Source organism: Roseburia sp. 1XD42-34, assembly GCF_009917385.1.
Taxonomy (GTDB): Bacteria; Bacillota; Bacilli; order Bacillales; family Amphibacillaceae; genus Virgibacillus.
This window is the reverse complement of record NZ_QWLJ01000009.1, coordinates 14,297-33,039: the sequence shown is the minus strand read 5'-3', so window position 1 is coordinate 33,039 and position 18,743 is coordinate 14,297. Positions and strand designations below refer to the sequence as shown.

12 protein-coding genes, 1 tRNA gene and 1 pseudogene are annotated in these 18,743 nt (G+C 34.7%); 3 read left to right on the top strand and 11 right to left on the bottom strand.

All coding sequences use genetic code 11. The annotated features are described in order from the left end of the window. Window positions 1-39: 39 nt before the first annotated feature. Together D1839_RS06915 and D1839_RS06910 are read right to left on the bottom strand one after the other, a co-directional pair. Window positions 40-630: a class D sortase gene (locus tag D1839_RS06915; protein WP_199689997.1), complete on the bottom strand. Its 591-nt coding sequence runs from the start codon at window positions 628-630 to the stop codon at window positions 40-42. An 863-nt stretch (window positions 631-1,493) separates the two neighbouring features. Further along, window positions 1,494-2,690, bottom strand: coding sequence for a response regulator (locus D1839_RS06910; protein WP_120379180.1), 1,197 nt, complete (start codon window positions 2,688-2,690; stop codon window positions 1,494-1,496). Window positions 2,691-3,664: 974 nt separating this feature from the next. Between D1839_RS06910 and D1839_RS06905 the strand changes: the two genes are divergently transcribed. Further along, window positions 3,665-6,721, top strand: a complete 3,057-nt coding sequence (locus D1839_RS06905; protein ID WP_120379179.1) for an ATP-binding protein — start codon at window positions 3,665-3,667, stop codon at window positions 6,719-6,721. A 591-nt stretch (window positions 6,722-7,312) separates the two neighbouring features. Here D1839_RS06905 and D1839_RS06900 read toward each other — a convergent pair. Next, entirely contained in the window at window positions 7,313-7,924 is a 612-nt protein-coding gene (locus D1839_RS06900; protein ID WP_120379178.1) for a sterol desaturase family protein, read from the bottom strand. A gap of 1,058 nt (window positions 7,925-8,982) precedes the next feature. On the opposite strand from D1839_RS06900, the gene D1839_RS06895 reads away from it, so the two are divergent. After that, on the top strand, window positions 8,983-9,834 hold the full coding sequence (locus D1839_RS06895) for a YitT family protein (RefSeq protein ID WP_120379177.1): 852 nt from the start codon (window positions 8,983-8,985) through the stop codon (window positions 9,832-9,834). A 471-nt stretch (window positions 9,835-10,305) separates the two neighbouring features. On the opposite strand, the gene D1839_RS06890 is transcribed toward D1839_RS06895, so the two are convergent. Both D1839_RS06890 and D1839_RS06885 read right to left on the bottom strand, forming a co-directional pair. Beyond that, window positions 10,306-10,476 (bottom strand): hypothetical protein, encoded by a 171-nt coding sequence (locus tag D1839_RS06890; RefSeq protein ID WP_158589614.1) that lies wholly within the window; start codon window positions 10,474-10,476, stop codon window positions 10,306-10,308. Between the two features lie 1,217 nt (window positions 10,477-11,693). Further along, entirely contained in the window at window positions 11,694-12,077 is a 384-nt protein-coding gene (locus D1839_RS06885; RefSeq protein WP_120379175.1) for a hypothetical protein, read from the bottom strand. Window positions 12,078-12,668: 591 nt separating this feature from the next. Between D1839_RS06885 and D1839_RS06880 the strand changes: the two genes are divergently transcribed. Next, a complete protein-coding gene (locus tag D1839_RS06880; RefSeq protein ID WP_120379174.1) occupies window positions 12,669-13,184 on the top strand; it encodes a DUF3231 family protein in 516 nt (171 codons plus the stop codon). Between the two features lie 168 nt (window positions 13,185-13,352). Here the strand turns inward: D1839_RS06880 and D1839_RS06875 are convergent, their stop codons facing one another. From D1839_RS06875 to D1839_RS06850, 6 genes and pseudogenes are all read right to left on the bottom strand, one after another. Next, window positions 13,353-13,802, bottom strand: coding sequence for a ferritin-like domain-containing protein (locus tag D1839_RS06875; protein WP_120379173.1), 450 nt, complete (start codon window positions 13,800-13,802; stop codon window positions 13,353-13,355). Window positions 13,803-14,182: 380 nt separating this feature from the next. Then, a pseudogene (locus D1839_RS21295) lies at window positions 14,183-15,208 on the bottom strand (IS110 family transposase); the annotation flags it as partial. Between the two features lie 508 nt (window positions 15,209-15,716). Further along, window positions 15,717-15,789, bottom strand: a tRNA-Val gene (locus tag D1839_RS06865). A gap of 459 nt (window positions 15,790-16,248) precedes the next feature. Further along, window positions 16,249-16,983 carry an ABC transporter permease gene (locus D1839_RS06860; RefSeq protein ID WP_120379171.1) on the bottom strand — a complete coding sequence of 245 codons (735 nt, stop codon included), beginning with the start codon at window positions 16,981-16,983 and terminating at the stop codon, window positions 16,249-16,251. Next, on the bottom strand, window positions 16,984-17,700 hold the full coding sequence (locus D1839_RS06855; RefSeq protein ID WP_120379170.1) for an ABC transporter permease: 717 nt from the start codon (window positions 17,698-17,700) through the stop codon (window positions 16,984-16,986). After that, on the bottom strand, window positions 17,697-18,608 hold the full coding sequence (locus D1839_RS06850; protein ID WP_120379169.1) for an ABC transporter ATP-binding protein: 912 nt from the start codon (window positions 18,606-18,608) through the stop codon (window positions 17,697-17,699). Before D1839_RS06850 ends, D1839_RS06855 begins: the two co-directional genes overlap by 4 nt. Window positions 18,609-18,743: the final 135 nt, after the last annotated feature.

Genomic DNA, 18,743 nt, shown 5'->3' with positions numbered 1-18,743 from the left:
AAATCCCGTAGAAATAGACCCTCTACAGGATTTTACTAATTATTTTTTTCCTACTAACGTTCCTTTTAGTGCAATCCGATCTTTACCATCGAGGGTACATGTAATGAGAGTAAGCTCATTTTTACCTGCGCGATCTTCTAAAACTTCAACTGCTGTTGGCTTGATTACTTCAGAAGTTGTCATTTCGTAAATAAAGGTTTGCTTGGCTGTATGCAAGTACGCTTTATCTCCCACTTCTACATTAGGAAGTTGCCGAAAATGGCGATCTCCACGATAACCTCTATGTCCAGCAATCGTAAAATTTCCTTCACCTGGAGTTTGATTCGTTTTTATTTGCGTTAAAGCGATACTCAAATTTTCCTCTGTTGTCTTAGTTAAAATCTTTTGCTTTAGGTCGATAGAGGGAATCTCTAGTTCGAGTACCCCCTTTAACTCTTCTTCAGAAAAAGGCAAGTCTTCTATTGTCGCTAAATCGACGACACTTTCATCTGATTCTGCAACCATCGCTAATGCTTCTTCTAATGCTGCAACTTGCTTGGCTTGTTTCCATTCATAATAAAATGGGATGGATACTAGTATAACCCCTATAAACATCAATCCAAGCCCTATTTTTCGTTTTGTAATTTTCATGGTTACCTTTTTCCTCCAAGCAATAAATATCTATTTCTTCTTTTTTGCCTACGTACTAACTCATTCCACCGCTTACCTTGCAGGTTTAACACACAAAATGTATGATTAGAGAAGGATCTTTCACTCTGGAGTTATTATCATTAAGAGAACACAAGCTTTTACATGCTTCTTATTAGTTAAGGCATGTTAACGTTTAAAGAAACCATTATTGTCTCCCTCTCTAGATAAAAATCAAATATGTTTCTTCGTTTAAAAATAAGCTTCACCACAGATGGCAAGCTCATTTTACTTCTACGCTTCTACATAATAAAGTGAACCTTCCATCAGGGGGCATTTTCATTCATACCTCACGGATAGTTAGTACTGTAATGATATGACCTAAATACAGCTTACGAAATAGGGCATTTAGGCGCTGTTATCTCCCCACGTAGACTTTGTGCAGTACATTGATCTAACTCCTCAACAAGGCGTCCTGCAGCACGTTATATACGGGATAAAGGCTTTATAATAATGGATACCCTTATATGGGTATACAATGATCTATAGTGTCTTTATCATATATATCATACATTATACCTTTTTTGCCTTTACAAATTCTTTACAGTTTAAAGCAAACTTAAACGGGACTCCTTATAAAGTGAATCTTTCACCAAAAGGTGTTTTCCAGCTGGGGCTAATTGTTAGAACGCAAGAGCATTGTCCTAAAAGACACTTAAACGAATTGGGAAATGGGGTCCCACCACCCCACTTAGACTTTTTGGTATCCATTAGTGATTTCCCCGAAGTGGGTCTCTTACGGCAACTTATAGTCAGAATAAAAGAGCAACCTTAAGCCATGTAACAAAAATGCTACATGGCGTATTTTACATATGATATTTTTTCCATTGTTTATACCAACTTGTTATTTCCGGGTTAGGAGTCGTTGCTAAATCCGTCTGCAGTATTTTCTTTAAAAATAAATATTGCTCATCCACTTTCTCTGTTTCATTTATAAAAGAGTAGAGTTTCATTAATGAAAAGTGGACTTCTTCCTGCTCTGGATATCGTTCGTTAATTCGTTTATACCATTCTTTAGCTTTATCATACGAGGAAATAGAATAATATACTTTTGCTATTTGCATCGCAGTTCGATACCAAAGTCTTTCCAATCGTACCTTATCATTTTCTGCCCACCAGTAATCATAATCATCAAAGTAGGGAGCTGTATAGTATTCCATCGCTTCTAAATATTGCTTTATTGTTTGTTGAGTAATAGGAGGAGCTTCTTCCAGCTTCTGTTGCCAAAGTTCTATATCAATATCAACATCTTGGGTAGAAAGAATATACCCCTCTGTCATATTTTCTAATTTAAAGTAATCTGGATAATGCTTTAATGCTTTCCGAACATGATAAATAGCCGTATATAGTTGCGCATACGCTTTTTCAGGATCTAGCTCAGGCCATAATAATTCAATTAGCAACGACTTCCTAACCAGCCTCCCTTTATTATGGAGTAAATAATGAAATAATTCCCTTACTTTTGAAGTCCGCCAAGAAATTAGCTCCACCTCTCCATTTTTCCCTCTTATAGAAAAACTGCCACAAACGCTTAATAATAAGCGATCTTGCTTCGTGTAACTATGCTCTATACCATGTGAGCTGTGCTGTGTCAAGCGTTGCATTGTTTTCTTTAAACGTTCCTTCTGGATTGGCTTTAATAAGTAATCTAAAGCATTAATCTCAAATGCACTTAATGCATAATCATCATATGCTGTTACAAAAACAATCTGGATGTTCGGATTCATTTCCAAAATCTGCTCTGCCAGTTCCAGTCCGTTAACTTGCGGCATATTAATATCTAAAAACACAACATCTGGATTCGTTTGTCTTACATTTTCTTTTACGGATAAAGGATTAGTGAGTTTATCAACAATTTCTAAATCATTATATTCCCTTAATAAGTGTTCTAAAAAATCTAATGCCATTTGTTCATCATCTACAAGAATCGCTTTCAACTCAATGACCTCCCTCACTAACCAATATACGTAAATAACAACTTGATAACCCAGTGGTGCATACATAATGACTTTTTCCTGCCCCGTTGTAACGAATTCATCTATTATTTTAGAGAAGCTTTTCTGCTGAGTACAGGTTAAGATGTCTTATAATGAATAACATTTTAGGTGATAACAAAGTACATTTCCCTACTAGATCTAATGAAGACTTATGCTTCTCCAGTCTTAAGAGCTCAACTGGCAATCCATTTCTATTTTTTATTTTTGTAAATTAGTAACACAACTGCTGCTTAATTATTCTATGCTTTATAAGCGTAACTAGACGATCAAAAAGATTTAAGTATATCGTGAAACTTCATCCTTACTGAATGTTAGGTAAAAGCGAATGAGAAGTTGAAGTGCCGTTATCTTCCACCTAGACCTTATAGTGGGCACTTCTCTTGAAGTCGGTGTTTTTGGAACCTTACAGCCGAGATAAAATACATCTAACAAATAGACTATATACAACTTAGTTTTAAGTCTATGATCTAGTATATTTTTCCTATACTTTTAGCATAGCATAGGAACGAGAAAATGCACATAATCTAAACAAGTATTTTTTAATTTAACGTATCCAATGAAACTCCATTCCGTGGAACTTTTTCTTGCTTCTACTCTTGATGCAAAAACAGAGCAACTCGTATACATAAACTTATTATGAGTAGTACGATGTTGGCTATTCTAGGACTTGTTGGTCGATTGTCTATTGGGTCCATTTTGATTGACATCCTATAGCTTAAATAAATATCACAATTGCTTGCCACCCCTCTCTTAAATATTAGTAACTCTATGAAGCGGGACATCAGATTAGAAGCAATATGAACTGTAACTACTATTATAAAATGGTTTAAGTGAAGAGAACCATTTAATAAGACAACGGTCATAGACTTTTTTACTACTTAACGGTCAATCTTGCAATCTACATACTTTAATAATATATTCATAGAGGTAACAAACTCCATAATTGCTATATTTACACCATAAAGGAATGAATAATTTCAATGCCAATAACAAAAACCAAAATATTTTTGCTCATTAGCTTATTTTCATTGCTGTTAATTTTATTTCGGATTGGCTGGATGAATTATCATGAGCCACCAGAAAAGCCAACAGCGGAAGCAGGGGTGATTGATTTTCGTAGTCATAACTTGTCCAAAAGCGAAATATACAACTTAGATGGAGAATGGCACTTTGATTCATATAAGTTTATAGATCCATCCACCATGACAGAAAGCAAGCAACACTCCAAATTAGTCCGCCTACCGCATAATTGGAAAGACGAATTGGATAATAACCAAAAAGGAGCTGTTTCTGGTTACGGTTATGGTACCTATCGGTTAAAAATCCGCTTGCCTAAAAATCGTCCAGAATTACTTTCTTTGCATTTAACAGAAATTGCTTCATCGGCTGCTATTTATGTAGACGGGAAGCTTATTTCTGAAGTAAATTCGTCGGCTGAACAGAATAATAAAAATACAAAAAAGCACGGAGCCTTATCTGTTTCATTTACTCCGATGAAAGATGAAACAGAATTAATGATACATGTATCGAATAACGAACTGCCTTTTAACGGCGGAATTACCAATTCGATTTGGTTTGGATCATCCGATGCCATTCATCAAAAGGCATCTTTCTTTGCAATTTTGCAAGTTATTGTAAGTGTTATATATTTTTTACATATGTTTTATGCATTCAGTTTGATTTTCTTTGGTAAAGGGCAACACAAAAAAACACTTCTCTACTTTGGTACTATGGTTGCTTCGGCAGGATTTGCAAATCTCATCGATGATAATGTTATTGTAGAATTGCCACTTCAAATCGAATGGTATTATCGTATCTTATACCTGTTATTTCTAACTACTCTGATTTGTATGCTATTCTTTATCAAATCTCTGTTCGTGCTTCGAAGTCGGATATTTTCTTATTTAGTCTTTATTTACGGACTATTTTGCATTGCTTTTATAACCATACCATTTTCTTACTATGATATTTTATCAGGATTTGCAAATGCATTCGTAGCCATAGTGGTTATGATTATGTTCAAAAATATTATCCCATTTACCCAAAGAAAAGAACATGGAGCTATTATTATCCTTCTGTTTATTGTCAGCTATGCAATTAATATATTAGCTGGGATGTTAATAAATAAAAAAATTATTGCTATGCTTTATTATCCATTTGATTTCATAGCCATGACAATTTTAATTGGCTTGGTTTTATTGCAAAGATATATTCGTTTGTTGGAATTAAATAAACAACAAACAGCAATATTGCAACAGGCAAATAAGCAAAAAGATGTATTCTTAATGAATACATCGCATGAATTACGCAACCCATTGCATGGAATTATTAATATAGGCCAGGCCATCCTCGATAATGAAGGGGAAAAGTTATCCGCAAATAATAAATACCATTTAACCCTCCTTGTTCGGGTTGGACAGCAAATGTCGTTTATGCTCAACGATCTTATTGATTTAACAAGACTGAAAGAAGACCATATCAAGCTACATCAAAAAGAAATAGACTTGCATGCAGTTGTATCTGGCTTAATTGACATGATCTCCTTTTTAATGGATGGTAAAAAAATACAGGTGAAGGTTCGCATCTCTCCCTCCTTTCCTCATATTTATGCTGACGAAAATCGCTTAATGCAAATTTTATTTAACATCCTTCACAACGCTGTGAAGTTTACCAGTGAAGGAGAAGTTATCGTTAAGGCGGAACCAAAAGGGAAAATGGCATATATTGAAGTAATAGATACTGGTATTGGCATGAGTGAGGAAACAACTAAAAAAATTTTCCAGCCATACGTTCAAGAAAAACGTCTCAAATTAGAAAATGGTGGGATCGGAGTCGGGTTAAGCATATGTAAAAAACTGATTGAATTGCACGGTGGGACCATTGGTGTACATTCTGAAATGAATAAAGGTTCTACTTTCTTTTTCACAATTCCATTTGCTGATAAGTCTGCTATTAAAAAGAACACTTACACAGAGGTAAGAACCTTTACCCCTGATGAAGCAACTATCCATAATGATTGTACATTACCTGTGGACAGCCATACTAACCATCGGCGACAAAAAATACTTATTGTTGACGATGACCCTGTTAACCTTAAAGTATTATACCATGTACTATCTGCCGATTACGAAGTAGCAACAGCTTTTAGTGGTGAGCAAGCATTGCAGTGTATTCAAACTGGTAGATGCGACTTGGTTATTTGTGATGTGATGATGCCAAATATGTCTGGCTATGAACTTACCCAAACAGTGAGACAGCAATACAGCTTATCAGAATTACCTATTTTATTATTAACAGCACGGCAGCAATTTGAAGATATCTACGCTGGATTTTTAGCAGGAGCAAACGATTATGTAGCAAAGCCTGCACACACTCTAGAGTTACGAGCTAGGGTTCGGGCTTTAACCGATTTAAAAAAATCGGTTAATGAACAGTTAAAAACGGAAGCAGCATGGCTGCAGGCTCAGATTCAACCGCATTTTTTGTTTAACACATTAAACACAATCGCCTCATTAAGTGCAATAGATACATCTAGAATGGTTACTTTACTTAATGAATTTGGCAAATATTTACGTTTGAGTTTTGGTATTCATAACACCCAAACGCTTATTCCCGTTGAAGATGAACTAGAATTAACCCGTGCTTACCTATTTATTGAACAAGAGCGATTCGGAGACAGATTACAAATTCATTGGGATTTAGATGAAAGTATTGACTTTCTAATCCCTCCTTTGTCCATTCAACCGATTGTGGAAAATGCAGTGAAGCATGGTGTTTTAAAGCGAATTACTGGAGGTACGATTATAATTCGAATTACAAAACTCGACACACATTTCGAAGTATGCATTATCGACGACGGTGTCGGAATGGAGGAAAACAAGATTCATGAGATATTAGATGGATCAACGAGTAAAAGGAAAGGAATTGGCTTAGCTAATACGAACCGGCGTTTCAAACAACTTTTTGGTAAAGGTTTATTGATTTTTAGCGAGCCAAATGAAGGAACAACCGTCATTATGACAATTCCACGTTCTTAAACTAGTTACAGCAATTACAGGGTAAAAGTATTAGTACCCAAAACGCCTAAAATAATCGAGTCTAACTATTGCCTTCTTTTAAGACGTTATTATTATTTGATCTGCTTTATTTTTTATAGTATCAGCGTAGTATGTGAGAATGGCTTGCGACAGATAGGAGAATCTCGACGACTATCCAAGCCACTTCGCGAGTGGTAACTTCTATGCTCTCATTATATTTCAAAGGTTGTAGCCTTTGTTCTTCTTCAATCAGTGGGAGGAAGACCTCTCACTGATTGAAGCTTCACTTTATCAAAGCAACATCCGAACTTTAAAAATGATGGATAGTACAAATAACCGCTCTAGAAATATACTTCACTTTCCGTGAGAAGCTGCTTCCTCGTACTAAAAACACTGTGGATCCTAGCCATGTTGCCCCCGCTTTTGACTACTTATATTTTCATGTTATTTTAGCGCATCATTCACCTTTAAGCTAATCGTTTCATTATGCCCTTAGCTCCTTTATTAATCTAAAAACGCAATACATAACTAAGTATGGATAGAGCAGGGATCAAATAAATCCTATGCATGTGCTAAATAATAGGTAGTAGTTTACGCCCGTTTTTCCAAGTCTCTGGCTGTATCACTTTTTTCCACTTCCTTATGGTCGCGATACGTTCCCATAGTTTTATCAACAGCCCGATGCGTCACACCAAACCAATAATTTTCATTTTTGTAATGATGCCAAAGATGCGATTTTTTAATTTGTTTTCCTAACTTCGTTGCTGGTTGAATTGGTTTATGAGCAACAAAATGCTTCCATTCATAATACAAAAAATATCCTATCACTCCTGTTATAAAAGCAATAGTCAGCTCCAAGCTTCTGGTAATGCCATAGCATACGACTGCTAAAATCATAAAATTTGGCAAACTAAACCATAGCGGTAAGAAAAGCAACTTTACATTATCAGGATCCACATGATGATCGTAATGTAACCGCTTAATTAATTGGAGTAAGAATGGATTATTTGGTTTTTTAATATGAAATAAGAAACGATGAATCATATATTCGCTAATTGCATACATTAACATTCCGATGCCTATCGCAATCCAGATTTTCCAGTCATAAAGATTTGGTACTGTAAGAGCTAACATCGCAGCAAAAATAATGAGCATTACCATCACATCCGGAAATGTGATAAATTCCTTCTCATATTTCTTCATACTCATCCCCCATTTTCAGATTCAGATCAAAAAATAATTATTTTGTCTCTAACGTTAGTTTTTGAATTTTTCTTATATTTTAACATGTTATATTTTGCGTGTCGATGTCAGTTTCAGAAAAATTTTCTTCAACCTAAATGAAGAGCTTACGATAAAAACAGATTAGCTATATAATCAATCATAATTATTTCCATTTATTGACTAAGCCACGCTTGCAAGCAGAAAAGGCTATTTTGAACAAAGGCACGGAACGCCAGTTTAGCAACGTAGCGAATGGAATGGGAAGAATCAACTAAAGTTTTAGGAATCATGCCACTAAAACTGGGGTATACCGACGTCCGGGCGGCAAGCCCGTTTTTAGTCGACCTTCTTCTTACAGGCGAACCGATAAGGGCTTATCGGAGGGCGATTCGTAAAGTCGCCTAATTGCTGGCGCTTAAGCCGGACGTGGCTATTCCGTTATATCGGTATCCCAAAGTAACAAATTTTATACTACCTCTCGTAACCATAATCAAAACGAGTTACGGGGAGGTGGCGTTTTTTAATCTATATTGATAAATGTATAAAATAAGCTTTTCAATCAAGAAAGGCTACTAAAATGAATGAACATTCATGAAACCTTTATAGTTTACACAATATCGCTTAAAATAATATAAAGCCTGCTCCTTTTGGGGGGATTATTATTGTTTAGTATTGTAATGGCGATCTTTAAAATGCTTTTTGACAGTTAGCGTAATAGGATATGTTTGTCTCATATATTAGATTACCACCCTTTTTCTTACCTCAACTGCTTTTATTTAAATTAACTACTAATAAATTTTTTGCGATTTATTTTTTTTGGAGTCTGTTTCGGTTTGTTAGAATTTTCTTAGAGTATACTTTTCATTATATTCCACTTCTAATAAGAAATAAGTGTTTTAAATTTATTTGTGAAATCTAAATATTTTATAGGGTGTTGACTTTAATACAAGAGGTTACTATAATCATTAAGTTGCTTTAACGTTTTACTAGTCAATTGGTAAAGCTTTTTAACTTTTTTATCTTGGGGGGATATTTATATGAAAAATCTTACAAGAGATGTACTTTTAATTACTGTTGGTGCTTTCCTTATCGCTGCATCAGTTCAGTTTTTTGTGATTCCGAATAGATTAGGTGATGGAAGTACAATTGGTATGTCTCTAATTCTATACTATTTATTTCAGGTTCCTACAAGTATTAGTACGTTACTCATTAATCTTTTTTTTATTGCCGTAGCTTATAAATTTTTAATGAAAAAAACTATAGTTTACACCATATTGGGTGTTGTTATGAGTTCTTTATTTCTTGGTATCCTGAGTTATGTTCCATTCGGTATTGAAGATATGCTATTAGGTATTGTATTTGGTGCGTTATTAATGGGAGCAGGATTAGCTCTTATTTTCATTGCTGACGGGTCTACTGGGGGAACAACCCTTTTGGCCTATTTATTAAATTACACCAAAGGTTATAGTTTCTCAAAGAGTCTTTTTTATATGGATAGTGCTATTATAGCAGGTTTCATATTTACTATTGGGATCAATAATATGTTATATAGCTTTATTTTTGTTTATTTATGTACCAAAATTGCAGATCAAGTAATTGGAGGTTTCCAGAACAAAAAAGCAATTACCATTATGTCTGATAAATACGAAAACATCTCAACATCGATTACAAAAGAATTTGGTAACGCCGCAACGATTTATTATGGATATGGATACTATGTGAATAAAGATAAAAGAATCATCTACACCGTAATTAAAAAGACTGAGCTTTTAAAAATTAAAAAAAGAGTGCAAACCATTGACCCAAATGCCTTTGTTGTAATTCATGAGGTAAAAGAGGTAGTTGGTGGAAAATTAGGGTTTGTAAGCAGTAATACTAACTATAGTTAGGGTCAAAGCCTTCATACCGGAGGCTTTTTATAATTGCAGCGCAGACACGGGACTATCTAGGAGGGATTGTTGGTAATATTTTATTTCATCCGGCCCTATTTCTTGTGTTTTCTCCCGACTGTCCATTTTTGATGACATTCTAACTAATTTTTCGTAACAACTTATGGCACTATATTTCCTATCAATCGTTTTTTCGAATCACTAATAAACTGTTGTTGACTAAGATGATTTTCATCTTTTGGAAATATGATATCCGTAATAAAAAACTACTGACTTCTATTTAGATATTTCTGATAAAGTAACAAACCACAAATTAAACATTTTAAACGAACTGCTGCAATTGAGCAATAGTTTTGGGTTTCGTCCAAAACGTAGTGCACATCAAGCTATCATAAGCCTACTCTTAGTTGAAAGGCTGAAAAAGAAGGAGCTGGTAAATGATAAAAGTTAGTTCCATATTTACATACAAGTTTAATCTTTACTGTCACTATCAAAATAATCTATAATTTGCTCTTGATCATTAAGATCAGCTGGAATAATAGTTTCTATATGTTTATCATGTTGCATAATCATGAATTTATGTAAGTTTCCATTGTAAGGCTTTTCTTCAATAAAATATTCATTATTAAACCATACTTTCATAGCTCTTCCTTCCCTTCTTTTAAAGTGCCATTCACAAATTATTCCTCCTTATAATTTATGGAGTATATTTACAAAATAGGTACATTATACAAAAAACAATCAACAATTAATAAACAAAAGTAAAAATTAGTGTTTAAAGGAGAGGTGCGTAGTGGATTTAGAAAAACAGACAAATCAAAACCCTTTTCTGTTGGTCAGAAAGTAATTGGGTAAAAATTAGCAAATTGGCTACAAGTAAGTCAATCGCAAGCTTGTTATAGGAAATAGCTATAATGTGATCCAGGGAGATCTGCTCGAATACTATTTGGTATGTTGGGTGCGTTAAATCATACATGTACTATATTAAAAAGCCCCATCCTTAGTGAATGGGACTACGGAAGGGAATCTACAGTCGTTGTAGCTTCCCTAATAGTATGTCTGGAATAATTAAAAATATGTCCCGTAGAAAAAATTGCTATCAAAGACAAAGATTATGATATATTTTTTTACTATGAAACCTGTCCAATCACCTTCGTTCCATAATCATACTATGAAGTAAGAGGAAGGGAGGATTATTATGTGCTATAATTACTCCAATAAAAAGAAACGCTATTGTCATTGTTTTGATAGCTGTAAAAAGAAACGACCTTGTGACTGTTTCCATTGTAAAAAGAAAGATTGCTATGACTATGACAGTCACGATTGTTTTAAACCTTGTAAAAAGATGACTGAAAAGAAATATTATTGTTACTGTTGCTGTTGGCATTATTAAATTAGACTTATAAAAAACGAGTAGCCCTCATGTTAGTGGGGGCTTTTTATAAGTAACTTTATAATGTAGTGTATGCTTTTACTAAGAGAATTGTGCTAAAAATCTAATCCTAAAAAAGGAGCAGGGCTTTTTCTTTTTCCTCCATAAAACCACCTCCTGTAACTATAACTGAAATGAGCTATGGGTAGAAGGGACTTTGCGGTAAACAAAAAATGCAAGGGTATAATTAGATGAAAAAGGAGCTTATTAACATGGGTACAAATTCTATACGAAGGATTTTAGGTGTAGGTACTGTTGGTATACCTGTGTATCTAGTTTTTACATTTAATAGTGATTTGAACTTATTCGCAAGCGTTATAGGATCTCTAATAGCTGGTGGCAACTTCTTATCTACCAATATATTTATATAGTTTAACTTAAACGGTGTTATTGAACATATTGAGGGTGAGTAATAATATCATCATGCTTAAACATCAGGTGGCACAAATTTCATATAACTTGCTCTCTTTTGCTCAAATCCAACAGCCTTAAACAAATACTTTTTACATACTCTTACGGTCATATCTTTTAATTGCTCTGGCGTATACCTCCATACACCAGATTTGTTTTTGTACTTCCACTTATATGTAGTTTTACCGATCCGCTTAATATCCAGATGGTACTTGCTGTATAACTGTTTTTTAGTAGCAGCTAAATCCATTTCAATAAGTCTGACAGCTTCGTCAGTAAAATCCAGGTAGAAATCAGGGTCGTGGAGGCCATCAAAATATTGTTGATCATGTTTAAACGCAGCTTTAGCGAGAGGCATGGCTATAAAGTCTGCGGCGAGTTGTTTTAGTGATTGGTCCATTTTATCACCTTTTAAGAATGTATGTTCTTATTATATGCGGGCGAATTGCGTTTTAAAACAGACACTTTTTACCAAAAAGAAAAAAATCCGTAAAATATAAGTCAGATAAAGTGACAGATACGAATTGCTTGACAATAAGGATTTATATAGTGCTTTATAATGCTACGAGTATATTAAAATAAGTCAGTGACTTTTTTAAAGATATTATGCTGATTCTCTTGAAGTTATCAAAATCGAAGTAGTAGCTAGAGAAAACGAAACAGAGAAAAACCTATTCAGAATTATCCAATCAATTCCTGCAAAGTAGTGGATATTTAAAACTGAGAAGAACATAGACACAAAGAAGTAAACTCTCAGTCTGTTATTGGCAGTTAACAATGCTCTAACTGTTGGATTAAAGTGTTTTTTTACGCCAAAATAGACTGTATTCATAAACAGCAGAAATACATAAGTATCGCTTGGACAACACTTTCCTTTATAAATTCATAGTTGTGATATTTGGATAAAATAACAAAAACATTCTCAAACCTTGAATAGTTCTGTTAAACATATACACACTAAGACTGATTAAACTATCTAAGGAGTGAAGTTATGGGAATTTTAAGTGGTAACCCTACAGAAGAACCGATGCATTATGGAGAAGTCTATTTAACATGGTCGCATCTTTTAGCAAATAACGGGATGATTGATCTTTATCAAGGATTCTACAATCATGCTGGTGATGGAGATTTAAAGAAACTTATTAAAGAGGGGATCCAAGGTATTAAAATTGAAAATCAAGAAATTGAAAATTTATTAAAAGCAAACGGAATAGCTCTTCCTCCTACACCACCAGAACGACCAGAAGCTAATCTAGAAGAAATCCCAGTGGGTGCACGTTTTAATGATGTAGAAATCGCAGCTATTTTATCAGCAGATATAAGTAAAGGGCTTGTCGTCTGCAGTGCCATTATTGGACAATCCATTCGTGAAGATATAGGTATGATGTATGGGCAATTTCACATGAAAAAGGCTCAATTTGGAGTAAAAGTACTACATCTAAACAAGGAGAAAGGTTGGTTACTACCTCCTCCACTACATCTAAAGACGCAAAACAAGCATGAATAGACCGGGTTAGGAACACCCGGTTTTTATTTTTAAGTTAAGAAAGCATTTCTGTTTATAAGAACTTCAACTTTTGAGTTGTCACTAGCAACCAAGAGGGGCTTATTTTCGTTTACTTCAATATCATAAAAATATACTCTATTACAAATCTTTATTTGAAATGCCCTCATTTCATCTATTTTTCACGTAATAATATAAAAACCACACTGCATGGTTTTGCTCATCTGCGGCAGCTCGTCTAAAGGTTCTTTTAATTTGCGGTGTTGTTGCTTCATCAGAAATATTTAAATAGAAGTCAGTAGTTTTTTGTTCATCTTGTAATGCAAATTCTAACCCTTCTAAATAATTGTTTGGGCATTCCTCAACAATTTTTGGTTGTGGCTGTTTACCAGTTAAGTTGGCATATATAGCAACAAATTGTTGATAATGTCTTACTTCATCCTGCCTTATTTCTTGTATTTGCTCCCTTTCAGTCATTGTTGGCGCCATCCTAGCCAATCTTTCATAACAACTTATTGCGCTATACTGCCCATTAATTGCTTTTTCTATATCACTAATAAGCTGTTGTTGTCTATAGTAACTTTCATCATTGGGGTAGTAAGGATACCTGTAATTGTACATAAACCTTCCTCCTTCACATAAAAACCTATACTAATCTATGTAAGAAGGATTAAATGGGTGCGTCTCACGCCTAATTTATCAATCTAGACACATGTAGCACAAAAAATTCATAACCTTAAAATATTGGAAAGGTGAAAATCATGCCCTCAATTAATAGATCTGTAAAAGTTAACCGTGTTGGAATACTCGGAATTATAAACTTCGCTATTAACAGCAAATTACCACATTTTGAAGAAAAAAGAACCATATAATCCCAAGTTATATAAAAAATCGGATGTTCTTCCAGTTCATCGAGAAATTACGTTTGAACAAGCAATCTTGTTAGCCAAATCTCAAGGCTTCAAAATGATACCTCAAGTACAAGTAACTTACTCAAATAGCCGTTTCGCGGGATGTTTATCGATTTTGACTACAGCGGTAACACACTGTACCAAAAGGGGCTTGATATATACCCCTGCTCTCCAAATTCTTACTGACTATTTCTTGCCAGTACTTTTGTTCTTCGTAGGTGTTAGCCCTGCCCAGGAACATAGATGTTTAGCTGTCGGGAACACTTCCATAATGGACACCTATCTCAGAAACCACGGCAATAGAAGAGAAGGTGTTCTTAAAGGACGGAACAGTTAAGATCAAGCTAATCTCTTCTGTGTAGGGTTCGGCAAGAGAAAGTATCAGCTTTTCAAGATCAGCTTTACATGCTTTAAGGTTTTCGTAATGCTGCTTAATAACAGATAACTTCCTAGCTTGTTCAGGAGTAATAAAACCATCGATAGCAAACTTTAAATCAGAAATTTTGCCTTTCATCGAACCATGAATAAGTGGTTCAATTTTAAAATTGGAGTTAGTCGGATCTTCCAACAGTTTCCCGACAATATTCATCGAGCTTTTTCCAAAGGTATCTCAAAACAACTGGCAATTTGGATGTTCGAAACGGTTAAACTGTTTTGAAATTGATTCTTTTCGCTGGATGTAAAATGAGTCAATTTAAATCGATAACGCATGAGATCACGCAATTATAAATAGCTAAAGGAGGCATACAGCTTCCGGCTATAAGATCATGTTTAAATAAATCAGCAATCCATTTGGCGCCTTTCTTATCAGTCTTTTTACCACGGATAGCCTTGACGTATTTAGGGTGTGCAAGTGTGATATTGTACGAATATTCTAGTACATTAAACTCGGGATCCAATACTTCCCAGTAGATTCCATACAGACAACTTTACAGTCCGTTTCACAAAGCCTTTGTGACTTGTGACAACTCTCTAAGTCCTTTTGTGAAGGTAGAAAAGCAACGGCGTTTGTAAGTAGTTACTCCTTTTTTGTTTTACGGATGTAACACAAGCAACAACAAAGGTTTTGTGGATATCAATCTCACAGCAAATGGGAAATACAATTTTTAACCCCATAAGGGATAGCTCTCCTTTTCTATATATACAGAGACAGAAAGCATTGAATGATCACCCAGCTATAAACGAGAATTGTTTATACAAAGGTAAGTCTGCGTGCTCGAAGTCACACTTATTTGTGCTTGGAAAGGTAACCTACAATTATAAACATGCGGTCACTCAGCTTTTGGAATGACCCACTCACCTCCATGTGATTTGTAGGTAACTTTCTATCCCTATAAATCTAAAATAATAAAAAGGCCCAAAGCGCAAATATATTTCATAGCGTTTTGGGCCTTGAGCGTAACGAAAGGAATGTTTATAAACATGAAGATTGTTCAAAAGCGATTAGGACATAAAGACATACAGACAATTTGAAACCTATATCCCCATATAACAGAAGAGGATGATAAGAAAGCTAGTGAAGTTTTTGATAACTTTATGTAATTGGTCACTACGACAGATTTGAAACAAAAAACTATAGCATACCAAAAACGCTCGATACCTTCGTACCAAGCGTTCTGAAGTATGATTCCGATTGGGCTCGAACCAACGACCTCCACCCTGTCAAGGTGGCGCTCTCCCAGCTGAGCTACGGAATCGTATAATAAATACCGTATAAACGTTGTTATAACGAACTTCCTTAACGATAAGGCATTCGGTATTTCACACGACCATATCTGGTATTATATCAGTAGTTCCGCAACCTTGCAAGAGTTTTCGACATAAAAAACGGTCAGACCGGAAATTACTCCGAAAACTGTCCATTGAATTGATGATTTCGCTATTTCATACGACTTTTAATCTTTAAATCTTCACATATCTCTTCAGTAACTTGTAGGAGCAAATGCGTTATGCTATTACTTTTAGAAAAAATAATGATTACATCATAGAGTTAAGTTTTTTAGAAATATATTCGTTCTGTCTAGCTGGTGAGAAAGCGCCCCCCAATAGGAGCTTTATATAACTGCATCAGTTGTTAAGCATCTCACCATTCTAATAAACTAATTTCAATTAGCGGGGGTTTTCTTTCCCCCACTGATGTAGTGATTTAGATGATTCTAAAACATCTTCCTTTGGAAATATAGTAATCCACCAAAGAAAAACAAAACAAAACTACCTCCCACAACAACTATGAATTGATCCCAAGGTATAAAGAAGAGATCGTTTGTGTCCCCCTCAATATACATCATAAAAAAGGGTTGAACCCATGGATAGTACGGACTAAAACTCTCGGAATTAACAATTAATAACGCTGGCAATGTGCCAATTACATTTATAGTTAACGGGGCAGCAAAATTCTTAAATATTAAAGACACCCACAATTGTAAGGCTAATAGCGGGAGGGTTGCTACCCAACCACCAAAGATACTCTTCCAAATTAATCCACTAGGAAAAGGATCTGTATAACCATTTATCATACCTACCCCATAAATAGAACCTAGGTATAATAACTGGATAGCAAAAACCAATGCCAGCAATAAAACATATTTGGATACAAATACTTTTGATCTTGTTACAGGTAATGCTAACAAATGTTTCCAACCCCCTGCCTGGTGTTCGTACCTACATACTACACTGGCAAGAACGCCTGTTATTAATGGAAGGAAAAGTAAAGCATAAGTTCCATTCATTAATAGCAGGGATTGTAACCACTGATTCACTGCCAATCCATCAAACATAGTTAAATTAGAAGTTAAGCCAACCAAAAAGCCAATAGCCGGTGCAACAAAAACAATAGATATTATCTTTGATTTGCGTAATTTATACCACTCTGACTGAAGAATGGAGAACACTCACTTCACATCCCTTCGTATAAAATCAAGCATACCAACAATATAAATTAAACAGCCTACAATTATACCTAAAACAACGTTTATTATAGGTTTATCCCATTGGTTCATGAGTGAAGGCCATTTCCAAATTATCCAATCTGGAAAAGGACTGTAAGAATTGGTAAGAACTAGAATCACCCCAATAACACCAATCGTGATTGGTACTGCTTGATTTTTACTTACAGTAGAAATCCATAATTGCAATGCTAGTACAGGTAAAGAAGCAAAGTAGGGATAAAAACTATATTGAAATAATGTCACATGTAATATCTCCCCATTAAAATCTAGAAAAATCCCATATAATAGAGTAAACAACATTAATAACACAGAGGATAGAAACAACAGACTAGCAAGCAATGTGAATTTAGTTATATATACACTTGCTTTTGATACAGGAAGTGAAATCAATTTCTTCCAAGTATTCGTTTCATTTTCTATACTGGTTAAAAAAGAAGTTAAAATAACCATCCCTAGCACAAGAGCAAACGGAGTAAAACCACTTACATTTAGAATGTAATATTCCCAATCATTGGTACTTTGCTTCAGTAAATACTCCTTCCGATATGCATAATTCATCATTTGTAAAGCGACTACCCCAAAAGGACCTAAAACTGTTAAAAGCCAAAATCCTTTCCGTTTTATTTTTAGAAGTTCGGAAGATAAAAGCTCTTTATTCATACCAGCCGCTCCTCCTGTGTTATTTGGAGGAAAATATCTTCTAGCGATCTTTTTTTTCCTTCTACCCGATAAATTAAAAAGTTATGGTAAACAAGCTGCTGAACTAATTCAGCTACGTCCTCATCCGAATGATTAGGTATAAAAATATGGTCATCTCGATAGTCCGCTTCTATTCCTTTAGAGACTATAAAGCGCAAGGCCTTTTTAGCATCACTAATTCTTAAAGCAATATTAGGCTTTGATAACTCTCGTAGTTTGTCCATTGAATCTTGAAAAAGCATTTTCCCTTTTGAAATAATCCCGACTCTTGTGGCAATTTGCTCAACCTCTGATAATAAATGGCTAGAAATTAAAATCGTCATTCCTGATTCAGAAGCTAATTGTTTCATGAGGTTTCGTATTTCGATAATGCCGGATGGATCTAGACCATTTGTTGGTTCATCCAAGATTAATAATTCAGGATCATTGAGTAGGGAAGCAGCAATTCCTAATCGTTGCTTCATCCCAAGCGAAAAGCCTTTTACTTTTTTATTGGTCACCTCTGATAATTGTACAATCTGTAATACTTCATGAATTTTCTCCTTAGGTACACCTAAAATTTTTCTCCAGACTTCTAAATTCTCATATGCAGTTAAATGTGGATAATAGGATGGATTTTCTACTAATGAACCTATCCTTTTTAAAATATGGATTCTATCTTTTTTTAAATCTTTATGAAACACATGAATTGTCCCTGAAGTTGGTTTCATTAGACCTAAAAGCATACGAATGGTCGTTGTCTTTCCTGAGCCATTCGGACCTAAGAACCCGTATATTTCCCCTCTTGGTATGGTTACATTTAAAGAAGAGACTGCTTTTTGCTCCCCAAATTGTTTTGTTAAGTTCTTTGTTTCCACGACATATTCCATTCTTTTCACCTCTACATCTATCTTATAAGCTGCAGGTTAAAATGAGGTATATAGTTTGTTTAAATTTTGTTTAAGTCACATATAAAAATCTGAAAATTACGCAATTAATGATAACTAGTTTCAAGGATCGCACGT

What these genes read in the sequence shown, in the direction of transcription:
- D1839_RS06915 (WP_199689997.1), bottom strand. Translation starts at nt 630, where the DNA reads ATGAAAATTACAAAACGAAAAATAGGGCTTGGATTGATGTTTATAGGG.
- D1839_RS06910 (WP_120379180.1), bottom strand. Translation starts at nt 2,690, where the DNA reads ATGTATGCACCACTGGGTTATCAAGTTGTTATTTACGTATATTGGTTA.
- D1839_RS06905 (WP_120379179.1), top strand. Translation starts at nt 3,665, where the DNA reads ATGCCAATAACAAAAACCAAAATATTTTTGCTCATTAGCTTATTTTCA.
- D1839_RS06900 (WP_120379178.1), bottom strand. Translation starts at nt 7,924, where the DNA reads ATGAAGAAATATGAGAAGGAATTTATCACATTTCCGGATGTGATGGTA.
- D1839_RS06895 (WP_120379177.1), top strand. Translation starts at nt 8,983, where the DNA reads ATGAAAAATCTTACAAGAGATGTACTTTTAATTACTGTTGGTGCTTTC.
- D1839_RS06890 (WP_158589614.1), bottom strand. Translation starts at nt 10,476, where the DNA reads ATGAAAGTATGGTTTAATAATGAATATTTTATTGAAGAAAAGCCTTAC.
- D1839_RS06885 (WP_120379175.1), bottom strand. Translation starts at nt 12,077, where the DNA reads ATGGACCAATCACTAAAACAACTCGCCGCAGACTTTATAGCCATGCCT.
- D1839_RS06880 (WP_120379174.1), top strand. Translation starts at nt 12,669, where the DNA reads ATGGGAATTTTAAGTGGTAACCCTACAGAAGAACCGATGCATTATGGA.
- D1839_RS06875 (WP_120379173.1), bottom strand. Translation starts at nt 13,802, where the DNA reads ATGTACAATTACAGGTATCCTTACTACCCCAATGATGAAAGTTACTAT.
- D1839_RS06855 (WP_120379170.1), bottom strand. Translation starts at nt 17,700, where the DNA reads ATGAATAAAGAGCTTTTATCTTCCGAACTTCTAAAAATAAAACGGAAA.
- D1839_RS06850 (WP_120379169.1), bottom strand. Translation starts at nt 18,608, where the DNA reads ATGGAATATGTCGTGGAAACAAAGAACTTAACAAAACAATTTGGGGAG.